Origin of the sequence: Xylophilus sp. ASV27 (assembly GCF_016428875.1) — a bacterium.
Taxonomy (GTDB): Bacteria; Pseudomonadota; Gammaproteobacteria; order Burkholderiales; family Burkholderiaceae_C; genus Xylophilus.
In genome coordinates this window covers 22,773-44,554 of record NZ_JAELTO010000027.1, presented here as the reverse complement: position 1 = coordinate 44,554, position 21,782 = coordinate 22,773, and the positions used below count along the sequence as shown (strand labels likewise).

Sequence of the window (21,782 nt, the reverse complement as noted above, 5' to 3'; positions counted from 1 at the left end):
CCCCCCCCCCCCCCCCCCCCCCCCCCCCCCCCCCCCCCCCCCCCCCCCCCCCCCCCCCCCCCCCCCCCCCCCCCCCCCCCCCCCCCCCCCCCCCCCCCCCCCCCCCCCCCCCCCCCCCCCCCCTCTCACCCACCCGCCCCCCCCCGACACCTACACTAGGTTCTCTTCGTCGGCAGCGTCAGATGTGTATAAGAGACAGAGCCAGGTCAAGGAAGGCGACACCATCTGCATCATCGAGGCCATGAAGATCCTCAACGAGATCGAGGCGGACAAGAGCGGCACGATCACCCAGATCCTGGCCGAGAACGGGCAGGCGGTCGAATACGGCCAGCCGCTGTTCGTGATTGCCTGAGGCTGGGCGGCACTCCATGTTCAAGAAAATCCTGGTCGCCAACCGGGGCGAGATCGCCCTCCGTGTCCAGCGCGCCTGCCGCGAGATGGGCGTCACCGCCGTCATGGTCTATTCCGAGGCGGACCGCGACGCCAAGTACGTCAAGCTGGCGGAAGAAGCGGTGTGCATCGGCCCCGCGCCCTCGCCGCTGAGCTACCTCAACATGCCGGCCATCATTTCCGCCGCGGAAGTGACGGACGCCGAGGCGATCCACCCCGGCTACGGCTTCCTCAGCGAGAACGCCGACTTCGCCGAGCGCGTCGAGAAGAGCGGGTTCCAGTTCATCGGCCCCACGCCCGAGTCGATCCGCATCATGGGCGACAAGGTGTCGGCCAAGCAGGCGATGATGAAGGCGGGCGTGCCCTGCGTGCCCGGCTCCGAGGGCGAGCTGCCGGATGACCCGATCATCATCAAGCGCATCGCCAAGTCCATCGGCTACCCGGTCATCATCAAGGCCGCGGGCGGCGGCGGCGGGCGCGGCATGCGCGTGGTCCACACCGAGGCGGCCGTGATCAACGCGGTGCAGATGACCAAGGCCGAGGCCGGCGCCGCCTTCGGCAACCCGGCCGTGTACATGGAGAAGTACCTCCAGAACCCGCGCCACATCGAGATCCAGATCCTCGCCGACAAGCACCGCAACGCGGTCTACCTGGGCGAGCGCGACTGCTCCATGCAGCGCCGCCACCAGAAAGTGATCGAAGAGGCGCCGGCGCCGGGCATTCCGCGCAAGCTGATCGAGCGCATCGGCGAGCGCTGCGTGGCGGCCTGCAAGAAGATCGGCTACCGCGGCGCGGGCACCTTCGAGTTCCTGTACGAGAACGGCGAGTTCTATTTCATCGAGATGAACACCCGCGTGCAGGTGGAGCACCCGGTGACCGAGCTGATCACCGGCGTCGACATCGTCAAGACGCAGATCATGGTGGCCGCGGGCGAGAAGCTGCCGTTCACGCAGCGCCAGATCCAGTTGCGCGGCCATGCGATCGAGTGCCGCATCAACGCCGAAGACCCGTACAAGTTCACGCCTTCTCCCGGACGCATCACCACCTGGCACCCGCCGGGCGGCCCGGGCGTGCGGGTGGATTCGCACGCCTATACCAACTACTTCGTGCCGCCCAACTACGACTCGATGATCGGCAAGATCATCGTGCACGGCGACACCCGCGAGGAGGCGCTCGGCCGCATGCGCACCGCGCTGCTGGAGACGGTGATCGAAGGCATCAGCACCAACATTCCGCTGCACCGCGAGCTGATGGTGGACGCGCGCTTCCAGGAGGGCGGCACCAACATCCACTACCTGGAAGAGTGGCTGGCGCAGCATAAGCGTTGAAGCTCGCCCCCAGGCTTGCTCGCTTCGCGTAGCCGCCAACCCCCTGCCGGAGGCAACACCTGCGGCCCGGCAAAGCCGGTTCCGCGGTGTTCTTGGATTGGGATGCGCCACGGCGCGGTGGAAATTGATCTATGTTTGAACTACGCCTGCTGGCGCCCGAGGATCGCGTCGAGTCCATCAGCGATGCGCTGGACGCGCTCGATGCGTTGTCCGTCAGCGTGGAGGACGCCGACGCCCAGACCGATGCCGAGCAGGCCCTGTTCGGCGAGCCTGGCATGCCGCCGCCCAAGGAGGGCTGGCAGCGCTCGCGCGTGCTGGCGCTGTTCCCGTCCGAGGCCGCGGCGCGCGAGGCGGCAGCGCTGCTGTCGGCCCAGGATTTCTTCGCCGGCTGCCAGGTGCTGGAAGTGGCCGAGGTGGCCGAGCAGGACTGGGTGCGCCTGACCCAGTCGCAGTTCGCGCCGGTCGAGATCACGCCGCATTTCTGGATCGTGCCGACCTGGCACGAGCCGCCGGCGCAGGCGGTGCACGTCATCCGCCTGGACCCGGGCCTGGCCTTCGGCACCGGCACGCACCCGACCACCCGCATGTGCCTGCGCTGGATCGCCCGGCAGCCGGCACCGCTCGGGCGCGTGCTCGACTACGGCTGCGGCTCGGGCATCCTGGCCATTGGCGCGGCCAAGTACGGCGCGGCGGAGATCGACGCGGTGGACATCGACGAGGCCGCCGTGCAGTCCACGCTGCAGAACGCCGTGGCCAACGGCGCCGCATTGCAGGCCGGCCTGCCGGAGCAGGCGCGCGGCGTCTATGACACGGTGCTGGCCAACATTCTCGCTACGCCGCTCAAGGTGCTGGCGCCCCTGCTGTGCGCCCACGTCGCGCCCGGTGGCGCGCTGGTGCTGGCCGGCATCCTGGAGCGCCAGGCCGGGGAGCTGCAGCAGGCCTACGCGCCCTGCCTGGCGCTGGAGGTGGCAGATACCCAGGACGGCTGGATTCTGATGACGGCGCGCCGCCCCCCGGCCTGAGCGGCCGGCAGGCCGGCCATCCCTACAATGGCCAGCGCATGAGCCTCATCACACGCTGCCCGGCCTGCGGCACGATGTTCAAGATCGTGCCCGACCAGCTCAGGATCTCCGAGGGCTGGGTGCGCTGCGGCCACTGCACCGACATCTTCGATGCCTCGCGCCACCTGCAGTCGCGCGAGGACCTGGCCCGCGCCGCGGCCGACGGCTCCTATGTCGAGACCGATGCGCCCGCGCCCGGGCCGCTCGCGCAGGCCGAAGACGCGGCGCAGCAGCCCGCGGTCTGGGTGCGCCGATCGGTCGCCAGCACCCTGCTGCGCCGCACGGCGGCCGGCGCCCCGGTGGAGGGGGAGGGGGAGCCCGAAGCCGGCGAAAGCCTGGACCGGCAGGACGATGCGCCGGCCGCCCCGCCCGCTGCCGATGAGGCCGTGGCGCCGCAGCCCGAGGACGCCCCGCCGCCCATGCAGGTGCTGCGCGAGGACGTGCCCTCGGCCCTGCTGCTGCAGACGGCCGACACCGACATGCCGCAGAGCATGCTGTACGAGCCGGCCTTCGCCGTGCCGGCGGCGCCGCTGGCCGGCACCGCGGAGGCCGCGGCCGAGCCCGAAGAGGATGAGGCCGCCCTGCAGCAACTGGGCTTCGTGCGCGACGCCGAGCGGCGCGCCTTCTGGCGCCGGCCCGCGGTGGTGCTCGCGTCGCTGCTGGTGTGCGCGGGCCTGGCGCTGCTCCTGCTGGCCCAGGTCGGCCTGCAGGAGCGCGAGCGCATCGCGGCCATGGCGCCCTCGCTGCGCCCGGCGCTGGCCGCGCTGTGCGCTCCGCTGTCCTGCACCGTCGGGCCGCGGCGGCAGATCGACGCGGTGGAGATCGAGGGCTCGGCCTTCAACAAGGTGCGCGGAGACCTCTACCAGCTGAGCCTCGAACTGCGCAACACGGCTCACACGCCGCTGGCCATGCCGGCACTGGAACTCACGCTCTCCGACGCCGACGGCCAGCCCCTGGTGCGGCGCGTGCTGATGCCCGACGAACTGCGCGCCCCCGCGGTGCTGCCCACGCGCGGTGTCTGGAGCGGCGTGCTGCCCGTGCAACTGAAGGAACTCCCGGGCAGCGCCCGGGTCGCGGGCTACAGCCTGCTGGCGTTCTATCCCTAGCCCACCGCGACATCCGAAACGACCTCCGACGCCGCATCCGCACCGTGCCCGACTGGCCGGCGCAGCGCCTGCGCGGCGGCGGGCTGCAGCTGTTCACCCTGCTGGAGTTCATCGGGTACTGAGGTTTGCTATAAAATATATAGCAAAAAGCCCAGGCATATCCTGGGCTACAGGCATTTTTGCCCAATATTCTGGAGCGCGCCGCGGCTTGCAGCGTCAGGGCGCGGTGCGCAGGGCGTCCTCGATCACCTGCAGCACCGCCGCGCCGTCCACGCTCAGGCAGACCTCGACGTTCTCTCGCTGGCCCCAGCCGGGCTCGGCATAGGGAAAGCCGGCCGGGCCGAACAGCGTCGTGCCGCAGGCGATGCCCTCGGTCACCACCTCGACCTGGCCGCGCTGGGTGCCGAACAGCTCCGGGCGCAGGATCTGCACCACGGTTGCCGGGTCATGCACCGAGAAGCCGTCGAAGCCGGCGGTGTTGCGGTAGAAGTTCGCGTAGAAGGCCGTGATGTCGGCGACGAAGCTGCCGACCTTGGGCGACACGCCGCGCAGGGCCTGCATGCGCGCCTCCGGCATGATGGTCTGGTGCGTCACGTCCAGGCCGACCATCACGATCGGCCATGGCGCGCTGAACACGGCCTGGGCGGCGTGCGGGTCGTTCCAGATGTTGGCCTCGGCCGAGGGCGACACGTTGCCGCCACGCCGGATGGCCCCGCCCATCAGCACCACCTGCTTGACCTTGTGCGCGATCGCGGGACACAGGCGCAGCGCCAGGGCGATGTTGGTCAGCGGGCCCAGCGGTACCAGCGTGATCTCGCCCGGACGCGCATTGATCTGGTCGACGATGAACTGCGCGGCGCTCTGCCCGATCGGCGCGAAGTCGGCCGGGTAGTCCAGCGCGATGTCGCCAAAGCCGTTGTGGCCGTGCACGAAGTCCGGATAGGGGTGCAGCGGCTGCACCAGCGGCGTGCTCGCGCCCTGGGCCACGGGGACCTTGCGGGGCATCAGGGACACCAGGTAGCCGGCGTTCCTGGTCGCCTGCTCGACGCTGACGTTGCCGAAGATGGTGGTCAGGCCGACGATCTCGATCTCGGGGCTGTACGCCGCCACGAGCAGGGCCAGCGCGTCGTCCACGCCCGGATCGGTATCGATGATGAGAGAGTGCTTGTGCATGGTCATGCCTGTCATGGTGAGAATTTCTGGAGTAGTTCGCCGCGCAGCGGAATCGAGGCCGCCGCGCCGTGCCGCGAGACCGTGATGGCGGCCGCCTTCAGTGCCAGGTCCAGTGCCGCCAATGGATCCATGCCGCCGTCCAGGCCCGCCAGCAGGTAGCCGGTGACCGCGTCGCCCGCAGCCGTGGTGTCCACGACGTGGGCGGGATGGGCCGGCAGCCGCCATTGCGCATCGCCGAGTGCCGCCCAGAGTCCGTCGGCGCCCAGCGTCATGACCACCAGGGTCTGCGGGCAGCGTTGCCGCAGGGCGGCGAAAGCGTCGCCGATGCCGGCGCGGCCGCTGAGCTGCCGGGCCTCGACTTCGTTCACCAGCAGCAGCGCCAGACGCTCCAGCGGCAGCCCGGCCAGCGAGGGCTCGCACGGCGCCGGGTTGAAGGCCACCTTCCGCCCGGCGGCACATGCCAGCTGGATCGCATCGGCCACCACGCTGGTCTCGTTCTGGGTCAGCACCCAGCCGTGCTGCGGATGCCGCGCCAGGGCGGCGCTGACATGCGCGGCGCTCAGGGCGTGGTTGGCCCCGGGGTGCAGCAGGATGCAGTTCTCGCCCGCGGCGTCGACCTGGATGATCGCGTGCCCGGTGTCCGCCGGGCTGGCCACCAGGGCATCGAGCGCGACGCCGGTGTCGGCGATGGCTGCCCGCACCCAGGTGTCGTCGTGGCCGATCGCGCCCAGGTGGCAGACCTGCGCGCCGGCCCGGTGCAAGGCAATCGACTGGTTCATGCCCTTGCCGCCCAGCCCGCGTGCATAGTCGCGGCAGGGCAGTGTTTCGCCCGGCTGCACGAAGCGCTCGACCCGGTAGCGGTGGTCGATGTTGATGGAGCCGATGTTGAGGATCGCCATGGTGAAGAGGAGGGGCTCGTCGGAGGGAAGACCGGCAGAAGAAAAGCCCGATGCCTTTCGGCATCGGGCTCGAGCACGGAGCCGTGCTGACTTAGGGCAACGCTTAACAAGTCCCTCGCGTGTCGCGCATCCCTGCTGCGGGCTGTCTGCGGCGTTGCAAATCCTCGCCATGGCGGCGGCCATGGCTGCGGTGTGCGCCTTGCATCCCATCCCACACCACGGCGTGCGCCATCGCGGGGACTTGTTCAGCGTTGCCTTAGGGCTTGCTGCCCGTCGGGAAGGGCCATGCTGCCTGCGGGTTCAGCGTGGTCTGCGCGGCAGGAGCCGTCGCGGACGCAGCACCGGTGGAGGCCGGGGCGGCAGGCTTGGTCTTTTTGGCCGCAGGCTTCTTTGCAGCCTTCTTCGGAGCCGGAGCGGCGGCCGCCTTCTTGGCGGCGGGCGCCGCCTTCTTCGCTACCGCCTTCTTGTCAGGCGCCGCAGCCTTCTTGGCGGCTACCTTCTTCGCCGGTGCGGCGGCCTTCTTTGCAGGCGCAGCCTTCTTGGCGGCCATCTTCTTCGCCGGAGCGGCCGCCTTCTTCGCAGGTGCAGCCTTCTTCGCCGGAGCGGCCTTCTTGGCGGCTACCTTCTTCGCCGGTGCAGCAGCCTTCTTGGCGGCCATCTTCTTCGCCGGAGCGGCGGCCTTCTTCGCAGGCGCAGCCTTCTTCGCCGGAGCGGCCTTCTTGGCGGCTACCTTCTTCGCCGGTGCAGCAGCCTTCTTGGCCGGTGCGGCCTTCTTCGCGGGGGCAGCCTTCTTGGCGGCTGGTTTCTTCGCAGTTGCCATCATTTTCTCCTTGGTCACATTACAAAGAGCACTTCACGCGCATCGTGGCGGCATGAAATGATCCATGGTGCTGGGCGCTTGGCCCACCGCCATGAACGCGGGAACGCCTGCCCACACACTCTGAGGTGTGCTGCCGGGCAGGCGCGGATCGGAATACATGTTGTGTCGGGGTCAGAACCTCTAGTCCCAGGACAGTGCGCCCCCCGACTGGTACTCGATGACGCGGGTCTCGAAGAAATTGCGTTCCTTCTTGAGGTCGATCATCTCGCTCATCCAGGGGAACGGGTTCTCTTCGTTGGGAAACAGGGCCTCCAGGCCGATCTGCGTCGCGCGCCGGTTGGCGATGTAGCGCAGGTAGCCCTTGAACATGGAGGCGTTCATGCCGAGCACGCCGCGCGGCATGGTGTCCTCGGCGTACTTGTATTCGAGCTCGACGGCCTTCTGGAACAGGGCCTTGATCTCGGCCTTGAATTCCGCGGTCCAGAGGTGCGGGTTCTCGAGCTTGAGCTGGTTGATCAGGTCGATGCCGAAATTGCAGTGCATCGACTCGTCGCGCAGGATGTACTGGTACTGCTCGGCCGCGCCGGTCATCTTGTTCTGGCGGCCGAGCGCCAGGATCTGCGTGAAGCCGACGTAGAAGAACAGGCCTTCCATCAGGCAGGCGAACACGATCAGCGACTTGAGCAGCGTCTGGTCGTTCTCGGGCGTGCCGGTGCGGAAGTTCGGGTCCATGATCGCCTCGATGAAGGGGATCAGGAATTCGTCCTTCTCGCGGATCGAGGTGACCTCGTTGTAGGCGTTGAAGATCTCGCCTTCGTCCAGGCCGAGCGATTCGACGATGTACTGGTACGCGTGCGTGTGGATGGCTTCCTCGAAGGCCTGGCGCAGCAGGAACTGGCGGCATTCGGGCGCCGTGATGTGGCGGTAGGTGCCCAGCACGATGTTGTTGGCCGCCAGAGAGTCGGCGGTCACGAAGAAGCCCAGATTGCGCTTGACGATGCGGCGCTCGTCCTCGGTCAGGCCGTTCGGGTCCTTCCACAACGCGATGTCGCGCGTCATGTTCACTTCCTGCGGCATCCAGTGGTTGGCGCAGGTGGCCAGGTACTTCTCCCAGGCCCACTTGTACTTGAAGGGGACGAGCTGGTTGACGTCGGTCTTGGCGTTGATGATGCGCTTGTCGGCCGCATTGACGCGGCGATGCGTTGCCGGTGCCGAGCCCGACGGCACGGCGTTGGCTGCGAGTGCCGCAGCGGGTGCGGCGGCATCGCGCGTGCCGTGCAGTCCGCTCGATTGCGGTGCCGGCGTTGATGGCTTGACTTCTTCGTCCCAGGTCAGCATAGGTGTTCCAGTATTCGGATTATGAAAGCAGGCATGCGAAATGAAAAGGTCCTGTCACAGGTCCACGCACTTCGCGTTGCCCCGCGTGTTGCTCGGCTGCATCGCGGTATGCGGTGTGGGATCGCATAGGCGCGGGCGCCGGGTCTTTTCTCTTTGCTTTCTCATGGTGTCTTACTGGCAGGCTTCGCAGGTCGGGTCGTCGATGGCGCAGAACTTGATGTCCGTTGCGGGTATCGCATCGGCCTGCGCACGCGCCTGTGCCGCAGCCGCTTCGAGCGCGCTCGGTGCCGCGGCGGATGCGGCCGGTTCGCCCGATGACACGGCGTTGAGCCGGCCGGATTGCACGGTCGATTTCTCGGCGTGCGTCGCGCTGATGGTGCGCAGGTAGTAGGTGGTCTTCAGGCCGCGCAGCCATGCCAACTTGTAGGTGTCGTCCAGCTTCTTGCCGGACGCGCCGGACATGTAGATGTTGAGCGACTGGGCCTGGTCGATCCACTTCTGGCGGCGCGCGGCGGCCTCGACCAGCCAGGTGGTCTCGACTTCGAAGGCGGTCGCGTAGAGCGCCTTGATGTCCTGCGGCACGCGGTCGATCGGGCGCAGCGAGCCGTCGAAGTGCTTCAGGTCCATCACCATCACGTCGTCCCACAGGCCCAGGCGCTTGAGGTCGCGCACGAGGTAGCTGTTGATGACGGTGAATTCGCCGGACAGGTTGGACTTGACCGAGAGGTTGCCGAAGCAGGGCTCGATCGAGGCGTCCACCCCGACGATGTTGGAGATGGTGGCGGTCGGGGCGATGGCCACGCAGTTGGAGTTGCGCATGCCGTCGGCCGCGATCTTCTTGCGCAGGGCATCCCAGTCCAGGGTCGAGGAGCGGTCCACCTCCACGTAGCCGCCGCGCGCCTTCTCCAGCATGTCCAGCGTGTCCAGCGGCAGGATGCCGCGGTCCCACAGCGAGCCCTTGTAGCTTTCGTACTGGCCGCGCTCGCGGGCCAGTTCGGACGATGCCCAGTAGGCGTAGTAGCAGATCGCCTCCATGGACTTGTCGGCGAATTCCACCGCTTCCTGGGAGGCGTAGGGGATGCGCAGTTCGTAGAGGCTGTCCTGGAACGCCATCAGGCCCAGGCCCACCGGACGGTGGCGCAGGTTGGAGTTGCGCGCCTTCTCCACCGCGTAGTAGTTGATGTCGATCACGTTGTCGAGCATGCGCATCGCGGTCTTGATCGTCTTCTTCAGCTTGTCGTGGTCAAGAACCTGGGTCGAGACGCCGTCGGCGCCGCGCGCGCCGGCCTTGAGGTGCTGCAGAAGGTTGATCGAACCCAGGTTGCAGACGGCCGTTTCCGTGTCGCTGGTGTTGAGCGTGATTTCGGTGCAGAGGTTGGAGGAGTGCACCACACCGGCATGCTGCTGCGGCGAGCGCACGTTGCAGGCATCCTTGAAGGTGATCCAGGGATGGCCGGTTTCGAACAGCATGGTGAGCATCTTGCGCCACAGGTCGGTGGCCTGCACGGTCCGGGCGGGCTTGATCGCGCCGCGGGCGGCCTTTTCCTCGTAGGCCACGTAGGCCTGCTCGAACTCGATGCCGAACTTGTCATGCAGGTCCGGCACGTTGGACGGCGAGAACAGGGTCCAGGTGCCCTTTTCCATGACGCGGCGCATGAACAGGTCCGGAATCCAGTTGGCCGTGTTCATGTCGTGGGTGCGGCGGCGGTCATCGCCGGTGTTCTTGCGCAGTTCCAGGAATTCTTCCAGGTCGAGGTGCCAGGACTCGAGATAGGTGCAGACCGCGCCCTTGCGCTTGCCGCCCTGGTTCACCGCCACGGCCGTGTCGTTGACCACTTTCAGGAACGGCACCACCCCCTGCGACTCGCCGTTGGTGCCCTTGATGTGGCTGCCCAGTGCGCGCACGCGGGTCCAGTCGTTGCCCAGGCCGCCCGCGAACTTGGACAGCAGGGCGTTTTCCTTGATGGACTCGTAGATGCCGTCCAGGTCGTCGGGCACGGTGGTCAGGTAGCAGGACGAGAGCTGCGAACGCAGCGTGCCGCTGTTGAACAGCGTGGGCGTGGAGGACATGAAGTCGAACGAGGACAGCACCTCGTAGAACTCGATGGCGCGCGCCTCGCGGTCCTTTTCCTTGAGTGCCAGGCCCATGGATACACGCATGAAGAAGGCCTGCGGCAGCTCGATGCGGGTCTTGCGCACGTGCAGGAAGTAGCGGTCGAACAGCGTCTGCAGGCCCAGGTAGTCGAAGCGCAGGTCGCGTTCGGCCTTCAGGGCGCGGGCCAAGCGCGGCAGGTCGTAGGTGAGCAGTTCCGGATCCAGGAGCTCGTTGTCGACGCCCTTCTGGATGAAGGCGGGGAAGTAAGACAGGTACTCGGCGGCCATCTCGCCCTGGGTCACGTCCTTGCCCAGGACTTCCTTGGCGATGGTATGCAGCAGCAGGCGCGCAGTGGCGTAGGTGTAGTCCGGGTCCTTCTCGATCAGGGTGCGGGCGGCCAGAATGGACGCCTTGTAGACCTCGTCGACCGGCACGCCGTCGTAGAGGTTGCGCATGGTCTCGGCGACGATGGGCTCGGCCTTGACGTCTGCGCCCAGGCCTTCGCAGGCGGCCTCGATCAGGGTGCGCAGGCGGCTGGTGTCGAGCACGAAGCGCTGCTCGCCATCGGTGACGTGCAGCAGGGGCGTGGCCGGCGTGGCCTCTGCCTGCTGGCGGGCGCGTTCCTGCGCGTGGCGCTCGCGGTAGAGCACGTAGGCGCGCGCCACCTCGTGGTGGCCGCCGCGCATCAGGCCGAGTTCGACCTGGTCCTGCACGTCCTCGATGTGGAAGGTGCCACCGCCCGGACGCGAACGCAGCAGCGCACGCACCACCGTCTGGGTCAGGCCGTCCACGGTTTCGCGCACGCTGGCGGATGCGGCACCCTGGGCGCCATGCACCGCCAGGAAGGCCTTCATCATGGCCACTGCGATCTTCTGAGGCTCGAAGGGAACGACCGCGCCGTTGCGGCGGATGATCTGATAGTGGGCCAGCGTCGAGGGCGTGATGCTGGGGGCCGCGGGCTGGGCGTCGGCGGCGAGGGGATGGCGGGCGATGGAGGGAACAGGAGTATTCAGGGCAGCAGACTGCATGGCGTCCTCTTGCGGTTGAATGGGGGCAAAAAAAGAGAGGAGGCCAAGGCCTCCAACAGAAAAACCGGCGGGTCAGAGAATGGCCGCTACACACTATATATGGGGTGTGCAGGGTTTTCAACACGCTACAGGTAGCGTTCTTGAGTGTAATCGCTCGTAAAAGGTCTTGTGGTTCGAAGGGTTCTGGAAATTGCGCTCGGCGCTCTGGCGTGGCATGCCGTGGCAGGTCGCACCGATGCTGAAGACGGCGCGCCGCAGCCAGCGTCGGCGCGGCACTTCGACGCTTTTGCCGCGCCGGCGCGCGTGCCGGCTGCGTTGCGGGTTCAGGGGCGCTCGGCCTCCGGTGCGGACGCGGCAGGCGGCGGCCGGGGATTGTCTGCGGCGGCGGCCGGAAAAAATGACGGGGGCCAGCACAGCAGATGTTGCAGCCGGGCCCAATCGAAGCCGGGACCGGGGTCCTGCTTGCGGCCAGGGGCCACGTGCGAATGGCCGGCCACGTGGGCGATCGGATGGCGCCCGCGCAGTGCCTCACACAGGGCCGCCAGGGTGCGGTACTGGGCGGGCTCGAACAGGTCTCCCTCGAGTCCTTCCAGTTCCACGCCGACCGAATCGTCGTTGCACTCCATGCGGCCGCGGTAGAAGGAGCGGCCCGCATGCCAGGCCTTCAGGTCGCAATCCACGAACTGCCACAGGGTGCCGTCGCGGCGGATGAAGAAATGGCTCGATACCTCCAGGCCGCGGATCGTGCCGAAGTAGGGGTGCGCGTCCCAGTCCAGGGTGTTGGTGAACAGCCGGAACACCTCGTCGCCTCCATACGCGCCGGGCGGCAGGCTGATCGAGTGCACCACGATCAGGTCCACCCGCGCCGCCTCGGGGCGCGGGCTGACGTTGGGCGAGGGCAGTGCCCGCGCGCCACGCCACCAGCCGCCATCCCAGGGCGCGGCGGGATCAACGGGCATCGGCGTCGCTGCCATCGTCGTCCTGGGCATCGCGCGGGGCGACGATGTTGAGCCTGGCGATGCGGTAGCGGATCTGCCGCAGGCTGATGCCCAGCCGGGCCGCCGTCGCGGTGCGGTTGAAGCCGTTCTCGTGCAGTGCACGCACCAGGATCTCGCGCTCCCGCGCATCCAGGTAGGCCTGCAGGTCCTGCGGCACCGGCGCCGGCGGCAAGTGCTCGGCCGCGGCCGCACCGCTGGCAGCAACGGCGGGCCCGCCGGCGCTGGCCAGGGCGCTCGCGTCCTGCGTGTGTTCGGCATCGATCTGGAGGACTTCGCCCTCGCTCAGGGCCACGGCCCGGTGCAGGAGGTTCTCCAGTTCGCGGACGTTGCCGCCGAGCGGGAGTTGCGCCAGTTGCGCCTGGGCTGCCGGTGACAGCGCAGGCACGGGCAGCCCGGATTCCTCGGCGATGCGCGAGAGCAGGGCCGCGCAGAGGGCGGGCAGGTCGCCGCGGCGCTCGCGCAGGGGCGGGACCACGATCTCGATCACGTTCAGGCGGTAGAAGAGATCCTGCCGGAAACGGCCTTCGCGCACGTCCGATGCCAGATCGCGGTGGGTGGCGCTGACGATGCGCACGTCCACCGGATCTTCCTGGGTGGAGCCGATCGGGCGCACGCTGCGTTCCTGGATCGCGCGCAGCAGCTTGGACTGCATGGCCAGCGGCAGGTCGCCGATCTCGTCGAGAAACAGGGTGCCGCCGTGCGCCGCCTGGAAGTACCCCTCCCGGTCCTGCAGCGAGCCGGTATAGGAGCCCTTGCGGGCGCCAAAGAACTCCGCCTCCAGAAGGTTCTCCGGGATGGCGCCGCAGTTGACGGCCACCATGGGGCCGGCTGCGCGGTGGCTGCAGGCATGCAGCGCACGCGCCACCAGTTCCTTGCCGGTGCCCGACTCGCCGCGCACCAGCACCGGTGCCATGCTGCGCGCCACCTTCACGATGCGTTGCTTGACCCGCTGCATCGAATCGGATTCACCGACCAGCCGCGCCAGCGCCGCTTCGGCGCCGCCGGTGGGGCCGGCGGCCTCGGTGGGTGTGCCGCGCGCGGCCGCTGGCGTGCCGTTGGCGCCATGGGTCTGCACCGCCGCCGCCACCACGGCCCGGAACTGCTTCAGATCGACGGGCTTGGTGAGGTAGTCGAAGGCGCCGGACTTGAGGGCTTCGACCGCGTTCTCGGCGGAGCCGTAGGCGGTGATGACCACGCAGCGCTCGGGGCGCTGCAGCGTGCGCAGCAGTTGCAGCACCTCCAGCCCGGAGCCGTCGGGCAGGCGCATGTCCGAGATCACGGCATCGAAGCGGCGGCGCTGCAATTGCTCGCGCGCCTCCAGCAGGCTGGCGGCGGCCTCCACGCGATAGCCCTCGCGCAGCAGCGTCAGTTCGTAGAGCGTGCGCAGGTCGGGCTCGTCGTCAACCACCAGGATGGTGCTGTCGGCCGCGGCAGGACGGGGAATGAAGCTCACACGACTATTGTGTCAAAGTGCGAATCGGCCGCGGCCGGATGGGGGTGGCGGAACGCGATGGTGAAGGCATTGCCGTCCACCGGCCCGGCAGCGCCGGGGCGCTGCATCCGGCGGTAGGCGATACCGGCGCCGTGGCGCTCGCACAGTTCGCGGCATATATAGAGGCCCAGGCCGCTGGAGCGGCTCTCCGAGGAGAAGAAGGGCTCGAACAGGCGCTGCTCCACCTGCGGCTCCAGCGGGGCGCCATCGCTCCAGACCTCCAGCAGGGCCTGCCCGCCGGCAGCGGTCCAGGTGCGGACCTGCAGCGCGTCGGGGCCGGGCCCTACGTAGCGCAGGGCGTTGTCCAGCAGGTTGACCAGGATGCGGCGCAGATGGTCGGGGTCGAATTCCACGTGCACGCCGTCGCCGGCCTCCGGCAGGACCTGAAGGCCGCAGCCCCTGCCGCCGTGCCGGTGCCAGTCGCTGCAGACGGTGCGCACGGTGTCGTCGAGCGGGATGGCGATGCTGCCGGTGAAGTCGAGCTGGCCCTGCGCCCGCGAGACTTCGAGCACCTCCTCGGCGATCTTGGCCAGGCGCTGCGCGTTCTGCCGCACCAGCAGCGTGAGCCGCTTGTGGGCAGGGTCGTGCAGGTCTTCGTCCAGCAGGGCGTTGGCCTGGGCAATGGCCGCCAGCGGATTGCGGATTTCGTGGGCGACGGCAGCCGACATGCGGCCCATGGCCGCCAGCCGGTCGGTATGCAGGCGCGCCTCGGTGTCGCGCAGGTCCTGCAGGAACATGACGCACAGCGTCTCGGCGCGCTGCTCGCGCAGCGGCGTGAGGCGGGTGCGTACGTGCAGGCGGCACGGCGCGTGCGCGGGGTGCTGCAGGGCGACGTCGGCCGCCTGGCGGCTGCCGTCCGCCACCGTGCGGCGCGAGAGTTCGACCAGCGGCAGCCAGGCGGCGTTCGACGCCAGCGAGAACGGCGGCACGGCCCGGCCCGCGTTCAGCAGCACGCGCGCGGCCGGGTTGGCCGCGCGGACCCAGTCCGCGCCATCGATCACCAGCACGCCGTCGGTCAGGGTCTCGATCACCAGTTCGTTGACCTGCGCCTGGACCGCCGCGGCCATCTGGCTGCGCCGGGCCGCCTCCTGCTCGCGCGTCAGGCGCGCGGCCAGGGGCTGCACCAGGAAGGCGACGACGAAGTAGCCGATCCCGGTGAGGCCCGCCTGCAGCAGGCGCGGCGTGGCGCCGGGCGAGGCGACCAGCCAGAGCCAGGTGGCGTCCGCCAGCAGCAGCAGCGTGACGCCGGCGGCGGTGCCCAGGGCCGTGCTGCGCGAGCCGAGCACGGCGGCCATCAGGACCGGCAGGCCCAGCAGCGGCGTGTAGTCCATGCCGCCGGACTGCAGTACCTGCATCGCGGAGTAGGCCAGCAGATCCACCCCGATGGTCGGCAGCCACCGCCGGCCGAGCTGCAGCGTGCCGGCATGCGGGCGCGCCACGCCCAGGCGTATGGCCAGCGTGGCGGCCAGGTAGGCCAGGCAGAGCAGCAGGAAGGGCGTGCTGTGGGCTTGCCCGAGCGCCTGGATCAGCGCCTGCAGCAGCAGCAGGGCCACGGCCACCAGCAGCCGGGCCGTGGCAAAGCCGCGCCAGATGCGGGCGAAACTGGTGTCGGGAGCGTCGAACCGGGCGCTGGTGGGGGCCATCGTCTCACGGGCGGGGCGCACGCCCGGCGCGCTGGTGCTCCGCGCAGCAGAAGATGCCATGGGGCGTGGCCAGCGCGTCGCTGCGCGGCAGGTGCAGCCCGCAGGCGTCGCAGCGCACCATGTCTTCGGGCTGCGCCGTGCGCGGCGGACGCGGGGCGCCCTTGGCCGGCGGCCTGGCCTGCCGGCGCTCCTGGCCGCTGCGCAGCAGCCACAGCAGCAGCGCCACGGCCACCAGCACCACGAGCAGCTTCATACGCTGCGTCCCAGCACCACTTCCAGCACGAAGCTCGAGCCGACGTAGGCCAGCAGCAGCAGCGCCGAGCCGATGTAGAGCCAGCGCAGCGCCGTGCGCCCGCGCCAGCCGAAGCGCGCGCGGCCCAGCAGCAGCACGGCGAAGGTCAGCCAGGACAGTACCGAGAACACGGCCTTGTGGTCCCAGCGCCAGGCGCGCCCGTACAGCGTCTCGCCGAAGTACAGGCCGGCGGCCAGCGTAGCGGTGAGCAGCACGAAGCCCGCCGTGACGAAGCGGAAGGTCAGGCGCTCCAGCGCCAGCAGCGGCATGCCGCTCTGCGGGTCGACGGCCAGGCGCATCCGCTTCTGGGCGCGGGTCATGAGCCAGGCGTGGACCAGGGCCGCGGCGAACAGGCCGTAGGAGGCGATGCCCAGCGCCAGATGCAGCGGCAGCCAGGGCGAACTCTGCACGTGCAGCGGCGTGCCGGGGAAGACGAGCGCCAGCAGCACGGCGAGCGCCGCCAGGCCCGCCAGGGCCCAGCGGGCGCGCATCTGGGGGAACAGGCGGCTTTCCACCGCGTAGACGGTCAGCACCAGCCAAGCGGTGATCGACAGGGCCGGAGCAAAGCCGAAGCGCGGCGGCTCCGCCAGCAGGGTCCAGGTCAGCACCGCGGCATGCAGCAGCCAAGCCGCGATCAGCGCGATCCGGCTGGCGGATGGCCGCATGCCCTGCGAGAAAAGGGCTGGCAGGGCGTAGGCGACGGCGGCCGCAAGTCCCAGCACGAGGCTGACCGGAGACGCGCTGGGTAAAATCATGGCGCAAGTTTAGTCCCCTGCCTGTGGCCGCGCCGCCCTGCGCACCGCCCCGCCGGCCGCATACGCTCTCGCGGCCCCGATTTCCCCCTACGTCACGCGACGAAACTCCGACCATGGCCTCCGCACTGACCGACAAACTCTCCCGACTCGTCAAGGAAATGCGGGGCCAGGCCCGCATCACCGAATCCAACGTGCAGGACATGCTGCGCGAGGTGCGCATGGCGCTGCTCGAAGCGGACGTGGCGCTGCCGGTGGTGCGCGACTTCATCGCCCGCGTCAAGGAAAAGGCGCTGGGCCAGGAGGTGATGGGGTCGCTCAAGCCGGGCCAGGCGCTGGTGGGCATCGTCAACCGCGAGCTTGCGGCCACGATGGGCGAGGGCGTCGCCGACATCAACCTGGCGGCGCAGCCGCCGGCGGTGATCCTGATGGCCGGCCTGCAGGGCGCGGGCAAGACCACCACCACCGCCAAGCTGGCCAAGCACCTGATCGAAAAGCGCAGGAAGAAGGTGCTGACCGTCTCGGGCGACGTCTACCGCCCGGCCGCCATCGAGCAGCTCAAGACCGTGACCGGGCAGGCCGGCGCCGAGTGGTTCCCGAGTACGCCCGAGCAGAAGCCCCTGGAGATCGCCCAGGCGGCGCTGGACTACGCCAAGCGCCATTTCTTCGACGTGCTGCTGGTGGACACCGCCGGCCGCCTGGCGATCGACGAAGTGCTGATGCGCGAGATCCAGGCGCTGCACGGCTTCCTCAAGCCGGTGGAGACGCTGTTCGTCGTCGACGCCATGCAGGGCCAGGATGCGATCAACACGGCCAAGGCCTTCAAGGAGGCGCTGCCGCTGACCGGCATCGTGCTGACCAAGCTCGACGGCGACTCGCGCGGCGGCGCGGCGCTGTCGGTGCGGCAGATCACCGGCGCGCCGATCAAGTTCGCGGGGGTGAGCGAGAAGATCGACGGGCTGGAGGTGTTCGACGCCGAGCGCCACGCCGGCCGCATCCTGGGCATGGGCGACATCGTGGCGCTGGTCGAGCAGGTCACCGCCGGCGTCGACATGGAGGCCGCGCAGAAGTTGGCCGCCAAGGTCAAGAGCGGCGACGGCTTCGACCTGAACGACTTCCTGAGCCAGTTGCAGCAGATGAAGCAGATGGGCGGCCTCTCCAGCCTGATGGACAAGCTGCCGAGCCAGCTCTCGGCCAAGGCCGGCCAGATCGACATGGACAAGGCCGAGCGCGACATCCGCCGCAAGGAAGGCATCATCCAGAGCATGACCCCGCTGGAGCGCCGCAAGCCCGACCTGCTCAAGGCCACCCGCAAGCGCCGCATCGCGGCCGGCGCGGGCGTTCAGGTGCAGGAAGTGAACCGGCTGCTCAACGAGTTCGAGCAGATGCAGACCATGATGAAGAAGATGAAGGGCGGCGGCCTCATGAAGATGATGAAGCGCATGGGGGGCATGAAGGGCTTCGGCGGCGGCCCCAAGCTGCCATTCTGAGGATTTTTGAATGAAAAGTGCCTGAAGCCCAGGATTCATCAGGGCTTCTAGCTATATATTTTGTAGCAAGCAGAAAAAAGGCCGACATCGCTGTCGGCCTTTTTTCGTGGAGTGGACCTTGCGCTCGTTCAGGCCGCGGCGGCCAGCGGGCCGGTGATGCGGGGCCGCGCCAGCCGGTTGGCGTGCAGCCGGGCGCGGCGCAGCACGGCGGGCGACCAGCGCTCTTCCGGGATCAGCAGGAAGCCGCGGCTGCGCATGGCGCTGCCCAGCTCGGTCTGGCTGGTCAGCACGCTGGTCGGGATCGCCAGCAGCAGCGGCAGGCCCACCGGCAGCAGCCACACCAGGGCGCCGGCGTCGATGGCCGCCACACCCGCGGCCAGCAGCGCGATGACCCCGGTCATCGGCGCCAGGCTGGACGCCGCGGTGCGCCAGCTCAGGGCCACGGCTTCGCGCGGGGGCGACTTCCACTCCAGCTTGAGGCCGGTGATCGCCACCAGCACGAACAGCGAATGGGCCAGCATGCGCACCGGCGACTGCAGCAGGGCCAGCGCGCTCTCCAGCAGCGAGCTCTTGAGCAGCGCCCAGGTGCCGCCGAAGAAGCGTTGCTCCTTCTTGATCAGCACGGCCGCGATGCCCAGCACGCGCGGCAGGAACAGCACGCTCACGGTGAAGGCCCACAGGCCCATCAGTTCGGACGGCAGCACGCCGGTGCTGGCGGCGGCATGGCTGCCCGACAGCCACAGGGCGGTGCCCAGGGTCAGGAAGGCCAGCCACAGCGGGGCCGACACATAGGACAGGGCGCCGGTCACGAACATGGCGCGGTGCACCGGGTGCAGGCCGGGCTCGGCCATCAGGCGGGCGTTCTGCAGGTTGCCCTGGCACCAGCGGCGGTCGCGCTGCAGCTCGGACAGCAGGTCCGGCGGCTGCTGCTCATAGCTGCCGACCAGGTCGGACACCAGCCACACCTGGTAGCCGGCGCGGCGCATCAGCGCGGCCTCGACGAAATCGTGCGACATGATGCCGCCGGACATGCCGCCGGTGCCCTTGATCGGGGCCAGCGCGCAGTGTTCCATGAACGGGGCGACGCGAATGATCGCGTTGTGGCCCCAGTAGTGCGATTCGCCCAGTTGCCAGAACTGCATGCCCAGCGTGAACAGGCGTCCGGTCATGCGCGAGGCGAACTGCTGCGAACGCGCGTGCAGGGTGACGTGCCCGATGGACTGGGTGGCGGTCTGGAGGATGCCGGCCTTGGGGTGCGCCTCCATCAGCTTGACCATGTTGGAGAGGCAGTCCCCGCTCATCACGCTGTCGGCGTCGAGCACCACCATGTAGCGGTAGTCCTTGCCCCAGCGGCGGCAGAAGTCGGCCACGTTGCCGGCCTTGCGGTGGCTGCGGCGGGTGCGCAGGCGGTAGTAGACCTCGACCTGCGGCTGCTCCGGGTTGGCGGCCAGCGCGGCGCGCAGGTCTTCCCAGGCGGCGCGCTCGGCGGCGGCGATCCCGGGCTCGTAGCTGTCGGAGAGCACGAACACGTCGAACACGCGGGCGTTGCCGGTGGCGGCCACGGATTCGCAGGTGGCGCGCAGGCCGGCGAACACGGTGGCGACGTCCTCGTTGCAGATCGGCATGATGATCGCGGTGCGCGCCTCGGGGTTCATGGCGTGGTCGCGCACTTCGAGGGCGGAAATGGTGTGGCGGTCGCCGCGCAGGCTGACCCAGAAGCCCATCAGCGCCGTGGTGAAGCCGGTCACGATCCAGGCCGACAGCAGCGCGAACAGCGCGATCTGGCCGTACTGCAGCCAGGCGTTGTCGTAATGCGGCTGCACGCCCGCGAACAGGGCGGTGGCGATGGCCGTGGTCAGCACCGTGATCAGCAGGAAGATGCCGCGGCGGCGCGAGGCGGCGATCTGCCATGCCTCGGGCGCCATGCGTTCGGCCTCCAGCGGCGTCTGCACTTCATGCGAGCGGCCGGTCAGCGTCATCAGCAGGGCGGTCCCGACGCTGTTCCAGAAGCCGCGCCAGGGGGCCGGCACCATGGCGCCGCGGTGGACCGGCGGCGCGGTGACGGAGTTGGGATGCCGCTCCTCGCGCAGCGTGCTGCGGCGCGAGGGGCTCGGGGGCGCCGCGACGGGCAATGCCGCCACGCGCCGGGTCTCGACGGTCGATAGGGGGTCCATGGGTGTCACTCTCTGGTCGATGCCTTGCTCGTGAAAGCAGCGGACCCGCAAGACCCCTCGGACACGAGGTGGAGGTGGCTCGGGGTGCTGCACATGGCCTATTAGTGCAAACCCCATGCCAGGTTATTTTTCTACTTAAAAATCAATGAGTTATATTGATTTCTTGAAGTTGTCTGGGAAGTTTCTGGCGGCCTGGGCGGGAAAACCCCGTCGATCTGTCGCCTTGCAGCGACAGGTTGCAGTGCGGCATGCAGAATATCCTTTGAAATCAATGGCTTGGCGGCGTCGTACTTCAGCGACAGCTCACGCGGCGGGGGGCGGGCCGTCGCCCTTGAAATGGCCCGGGGTGAGCGCGTGCTTCTGCAGCAGCCGGTAGAACTCGGTGCGGTTGCGGTCGGCCAGCCGCGCGGCGTCGGCGACGTTGCCGTCGGTCAGTTTCAGCAGGCCGACCAGGTAGTCGCGCTCGAAGCGCTGTTTGGCGTCGGCGTAGCTCAAGACCTCGATGGAGGGCGCGCGCAGCGCCCGCTGCACCAGCGCCAGGGGGACCAGCGGTGTGGTGGACAGCGCGCAGACCTGCTCGACCACGTTGTAGAGCTGGCGCACATTGCCCGGCCAGGGGGCGGTGGTGAGCGCCTTGAGCGCCTCCGGCGCGAAGCCCGACAGGCGCTTGCCGTACTTGCCCGCGAGCTTATGCAGGAAGTGGTTGGCCAGCAGGGCGATGTCCTCGCGCCGTTCCCCGAGCGTGGGCAGCGTCAGCGTCACGACGTTCAGGCGGTAGTAGAGATCCTCGCGGAACTGCCCGGCCTGCATGGCGGCGTCCAGGTCGCGGTGGGTGGCCGACAGGATGCGCACGTCCACGGGAATGGACTGGCTCGACCCCACCGGCCGCACGGCGCGCTCCTGCAGCACGCGCAGCAGCTTGACCTGCAGCGCCGGCGGCATGTCGCCGATCTCGTCGAGCAGCAGGCTGCCGCCGTCGGCCGCCTGGAACAGTCCCTTGTGGTTGCTGGTGGCGTCGGTGAAGGCCCCCTTCATGTGGCCGAACAGCTCGGACTCCAGCAATGCCTCGGGAATGGCGCCGCAGTTCACCGCCACGAACGGCTTCTTCGCGCGCGGGCTGGCGCGGTGGATGGCGCGCGCCAGCAGCTCCTTGCCCGAGCCGCTGTCGCCCCGCAGCAGGACCGAGGCGTCGGACTGCGCGATCATGCGCGCCTCGGCCAGGACCTCGGCCATGCGGCTGGAGCGGCTGATGATCTCCGAGCGCCAGGCCTCGTCCGTCTGCGCCGTCTGCACCGGGGGGGCGCTGAGCGTGAGCGCCTGCCCGATCTTGTCGAGCAGTTCCTTGCCGTCGAAGGGCTTGGTCAGGTAGCTGAAGACCCCGCGCGCAGTGGCCTCCACCGCGTCCGGAATGGTGCCGTGGGCCGTGAGCAGGATGACCGGCAGGGACGGGTGGCGCGCCTGAATGGTGTCGAACAGTGCCAGCCCGTCCTTGCCGGGCAGGCGCACGTCCGACAGCACCAGTTGCGGGTGCTCGAACTCGAGCTGGGTCAGCGCGGATTCTGCCGAGCTGACCGCCGTCACGCGGTAGCCCGCGGCATTGAGCCGCATGGACAGCAGGCGCAGCATGTCGGCGTCATCGTCCACCACGAGGATGCGAGGTCCGCTGGCGGACGAGGGGGAAGCGGAGCGGCTCATGGGCGTGG

The 21,782-nt window shown here is 69.0% G+C and carries 17 protein-coding genes; 5 read left to right on the top strand and 12 right to left on the bottom strand.

The window, feature by feature from the left end; all coding sequences use genetic code 11:
• The 4 genes from JHD63_RS23930 to JHD63_RS08085 form a co-directional block, all read left to right on the top strand.
• Nucleotides 1-352: acetyl-CoA carboxylase biotin carboxyl carrier protein (locus JHD63_RS23930; protein WP_233167797.1), on the top strand; the 352-nt coding region annotated here is incomplete at its 5' end.
• A 16-nt stretch (nt 353-368) separates the two neighbouring features.
• Nucleotides 369-1,718 (top strand): acetyl-CoA carboxylase biotin carboxylase subunit, encoded by a 1,350-nt coding sequence (gene accC, locus JHD63_RS08095; protein WP_198970240.1) that lies wholly within the window; start codon nt 369-371, stop codon nt 1,716-1,718.
• Between the two features lie 131 nt (nt 1,719-1,849).
• The gene (gene prmA, locus JHD63_RS08090; protein WP_198970239.1) at nt 1,850-2,740 is read left to right on the top strand and encodes a 50S ribosomal protein L11 methyltransferase; all 891 of its coding nucleotides are present in this window, start codon (nt 1,850-1,852) and stop codon (nt 2,738-2,740) included.
• Between the two features lie 38 nt (nt 2,741-2,778).
• Nucleotides 2,779-3,885 (top strand): DUF3426 domain-containing protein, encoded by a 1,107-nt coding sequence (locus tag JHD63_RS08085; protein WP_198970238.1) that lies wholly within the window; start codon nt 2,779-2,781, stop codon nt 3,883-3,885.
• 216 nt (nt 3,886-4,101) lie between these two features.
• On the opposite strand, the gene JHD63_RS08080 is transcribed toward JHD63_RS08085, so the two are convergent.
• The 10 genes from JHD63_RS08080 to JHD63_RS08035 all read right to left on the bottom strand — a co-directional run bounded on the left by JHD63_RS08080 (nt 4,102) and on the right by JHD63_RS08035 (nt 16,418).
• Nucleotides 4,102-5,058, bottom strand: coding sequence for a nucleoside hydrolase (locus tag JHD63_RS08080; RefSeq protein WP_198970237.1), 957 nt, complete (start codon nt 5,056-5,058; stop codon nt 4,102-4,104).
• A gap of 11 nt (nt 5,059-5,069) precedes the next feature.
• Entirely contained in the window at nt 5,070-5,957 is an 888-nt protein-coding gene (locus JHD63_RS08075) for a ribokinase (RefSeq protein WP_198970236.1), read from the bottom strand.
• A gap of 256 nt (nt 5,958-6,213) precedes the next feature.
• Nucleotides 6,214-6,777 (bottom strand): histone H1-like DNA-binding protein, encoded by a 564-nt coding sequence (locus JHD63_RS08070; RefSeq protein WP_198970235.1) that lies wholly within the window; start codon nt 6,775-6,777, stop codon nt 6,214-6,216.
• A 180-nt stretch (nt 6,778-6,957) separates the two neighbouring features.
• The gene (locus tag JHD63_RS08065) at nt 6,958-8,115 is read right to left on the bottom strand and encodes a ribonucleotide-diphosphate reductase subunit beta (protein ID WP_198970234.1); all 1,158 of its coding nucleotides are present in this window, start codon (nt 8,113-8,115) and stop codon (nt 6,958-6,960) included.
• Nucleotides 8,116-8,286: 171 nt separating this feature from the next.
• Entirely contained in the window at nt 8,287-11,238 is a 2,952-nt protein-coding gene (locus JHD63_RS08060; protein ID WP_198970233.1) for a ribonucleoside-diphosphate reductase subunit alpha, read from the bottom strand.
• A 323-nt stretch (nt 11,239-11,561) separates the two neighbouring features.
• Complete coding sequence (ampD, locus tag JHD63_RS08055) at nt 11,562-12,197, bottom strand: 1,6-anhydro-N-acetylmuramyl-L-alanine amidase AmpD (protein WP_233167795.1); 636 nt, start codon at nt 12,195-12,197, stop codon at nt 11,562-11,564.
• Nucleotides 12,187-13,680, bottom strand: coding sequence for a sigma-54-dependent transcriptional regulator (locus tag JHD63_RS08050; RefSeq protein ID WP_198970243.1), 1,494 nt, complete (start codon nt 13,678-13,680; stop codon nt 12,187-12,189). Before JHD63_RS08050 ends, ampD begins: the two co-directional genes overlap by 11 nt.
• 5 nt (nt 13,681-13,685) lie before the next feature.
• Entirely contained in the window at nt 13,686-15,371 is a 1,686-nt protein-coding gene (locus JHD63_RS08045; protein ID WP_198970231.1) for a sensor histidine kinase, read from the bottom strand.
• A gap of 4 nt (nt 15,372-15,375) precedes the next feature.
• On the bottom strand, nt 15,376-15,624 hold the full coding sequence (locus JHD63_RS08040) for a PP0621 family protein (RefSeq protein WP_198970230.1): 249 nt from the start codon (nt 15,622-15,624) through the stop codon (nt 15,376-15,378).
• Nucleotides 15,621-16,418 carry a cytochrome C assembly family protein gene (locus JHD63_RS08035; RefSeq protein WP_198970229.1) on the bottom strand — a complete coding sequence of 266 codons (798 nt, stop codon included), beginning with the start codon at nt 16,416-16,418 and terminating at the stop codon, nt 15,621-15,623. The genes JHD63_RS08040 and JHD63_RS08035 overlap by 4 nt, the downstream gene beginning before the upstream one ends.
• A 113-nt stretch (nt 16,419-16,531) precedes the next feature.
• Between JHD63_RS08035 and ffh the strand changes: the two genes are divergently transcribed.
• Nucleotides 16,532-17,905, top strand: a complete 1,374-nt coding sequence (ffh, locus tag JHD63_RS08030; protein ID WP_198970228.1) for a signal recognition particle protein — start codon at nt 16,532-16,534, stop codon at nt 17,903-17,905.
• Between the two features lie 128 nt (nt 17,906-18,033).
• On the opposite strand, the gene mdoH is transcribed toward ffh, so the two are convergent.
• On the bottom strand, nt 18,034-20,079 hold the full coding sequence (gene mdoH / locus JHD63_RS08025; protein WP_198970227.1) for a glucans biosynthesis glucosyltransferase MdoH: 2,046 nt from the start codon (nt 20,077-20,079) through the stop codon (nt 18,034-18,036).
• Between the two features lie 303 nt (nt 20,080-20,382).
• The gene (locus JHD63_RS08020) at nt 20,383-21,774 is read right to left on the bottom strand and encodes a sigma 54-interacting transcriptional regulator (protein ID WP_198970226.1); all 1,392 of its coding nucleotides are present in this window, start codon (nt 21,772-21,774) and stop codon (nt 20,383-20,385) included.
• Nucleotides 21,775-21,782 lie beyond the last annotated feature (8 nt).

Coding starts and splice junctions, on each gene's coding strand:
- mdoH (WP_198970227.1), bottom strand. CDS start 20,079: ATGGACCCCCTATCGACCGTCGAGACCCGGCGCGTGGCGGCATTGCCC.
- prmA (WP_198970239.1), top strand. CDS start 1,850: ATGTTTGAACTACGCCTGCTGGCGCCCGAGGATCGCGTCGAGTCCATC.
- ffh (WP_198970228.1), top strand. CDS start 16,532: ATGGCCTCCGCACTGACCGACAAACTCTCCCGACTCGTCAAGGAAATG.
- JHD63_RS08020 (WP_198970226.1), bottom strand. CDS start 21,774: ATGAGCCGCTCCGCTTCCCCCTCGTCCGCCAGCGGACCTCGCATCCTC.
- JHD63_RS08035 (WP_198970229.1), bottom strand. CDS start 16,418: ATGATTTTACCCAGCGCGTCTCCGGTCAGCCTCGTGCTGGGACTTGCG.
- JHD63_RS08070 (WP_198970235.1), bottom strand. CDS start 6,777: ATGGCAACTGCGAAGAAACCAGCCGCCAAGAAGGCTGCCCCCGCGAAG.
- JHD63_RS08085 (WP_198970238.1), top strand. CDS start 2,779: ATGAGCCTCATCACACGCTGCCCGGCCTGCGGCACGATGTTCAAGATC.
- ampD (WP_233167795.1), bottom strand. CDS start 12,197: ATGCCCGTTGATCCCGCCGCGCCCTGGGATGGCGGCTGGTGGCGTGGC.
- JHD63_RS08060 (WP_198970233.1), bottom strand. CDS start 11,238: ATGCAGTCTGCTGCCCTGAATACTCCTGTTCCCTCCATCGCCCGCCAT.
- accC (WP_198970240.1), top strand. CDS start 369: ATGTTCAAGAAAATCCTGGTCGCCAACCGGGGCGAGATCGCCCTCCGT.
- JHD63_RS08065 (WP_198970234.1), bottom strand. CDS start 8,115: ATGCTGACCTGGGACGAAGAAGTCAAGCCATCAACGCCGGCACCGCAA.
- JHD63_RS08075 (WP_198970236.1), bottom strand. CDS start 5,957: ATGGCGATCCTCAACATCGGCTCCATCAACATCGACCACCGCTACCGG.
- JHD63_RS08040 (WP_198970230.1), bottom strand. CDS start 15,624: ATGAAGCTGCTCGTGGTGCTGGTGGCCGTGGCGCTGCTGCTGTGGCTG.
- JHD63_RS08080 (WP_198970237.1), bottom strand. CDS start 5,058: ATGCACAAGCACTCTCTCATCATCGATACCGATCCGGGCGTGGACGAC.
- JHD63_RS08045 (WP_198970231.1), bottom strand. CDS start 15,371: ATGGCCCCCACCAGCGCCCGGTTCGACGCTCCCGACACCAGTTTCGCC.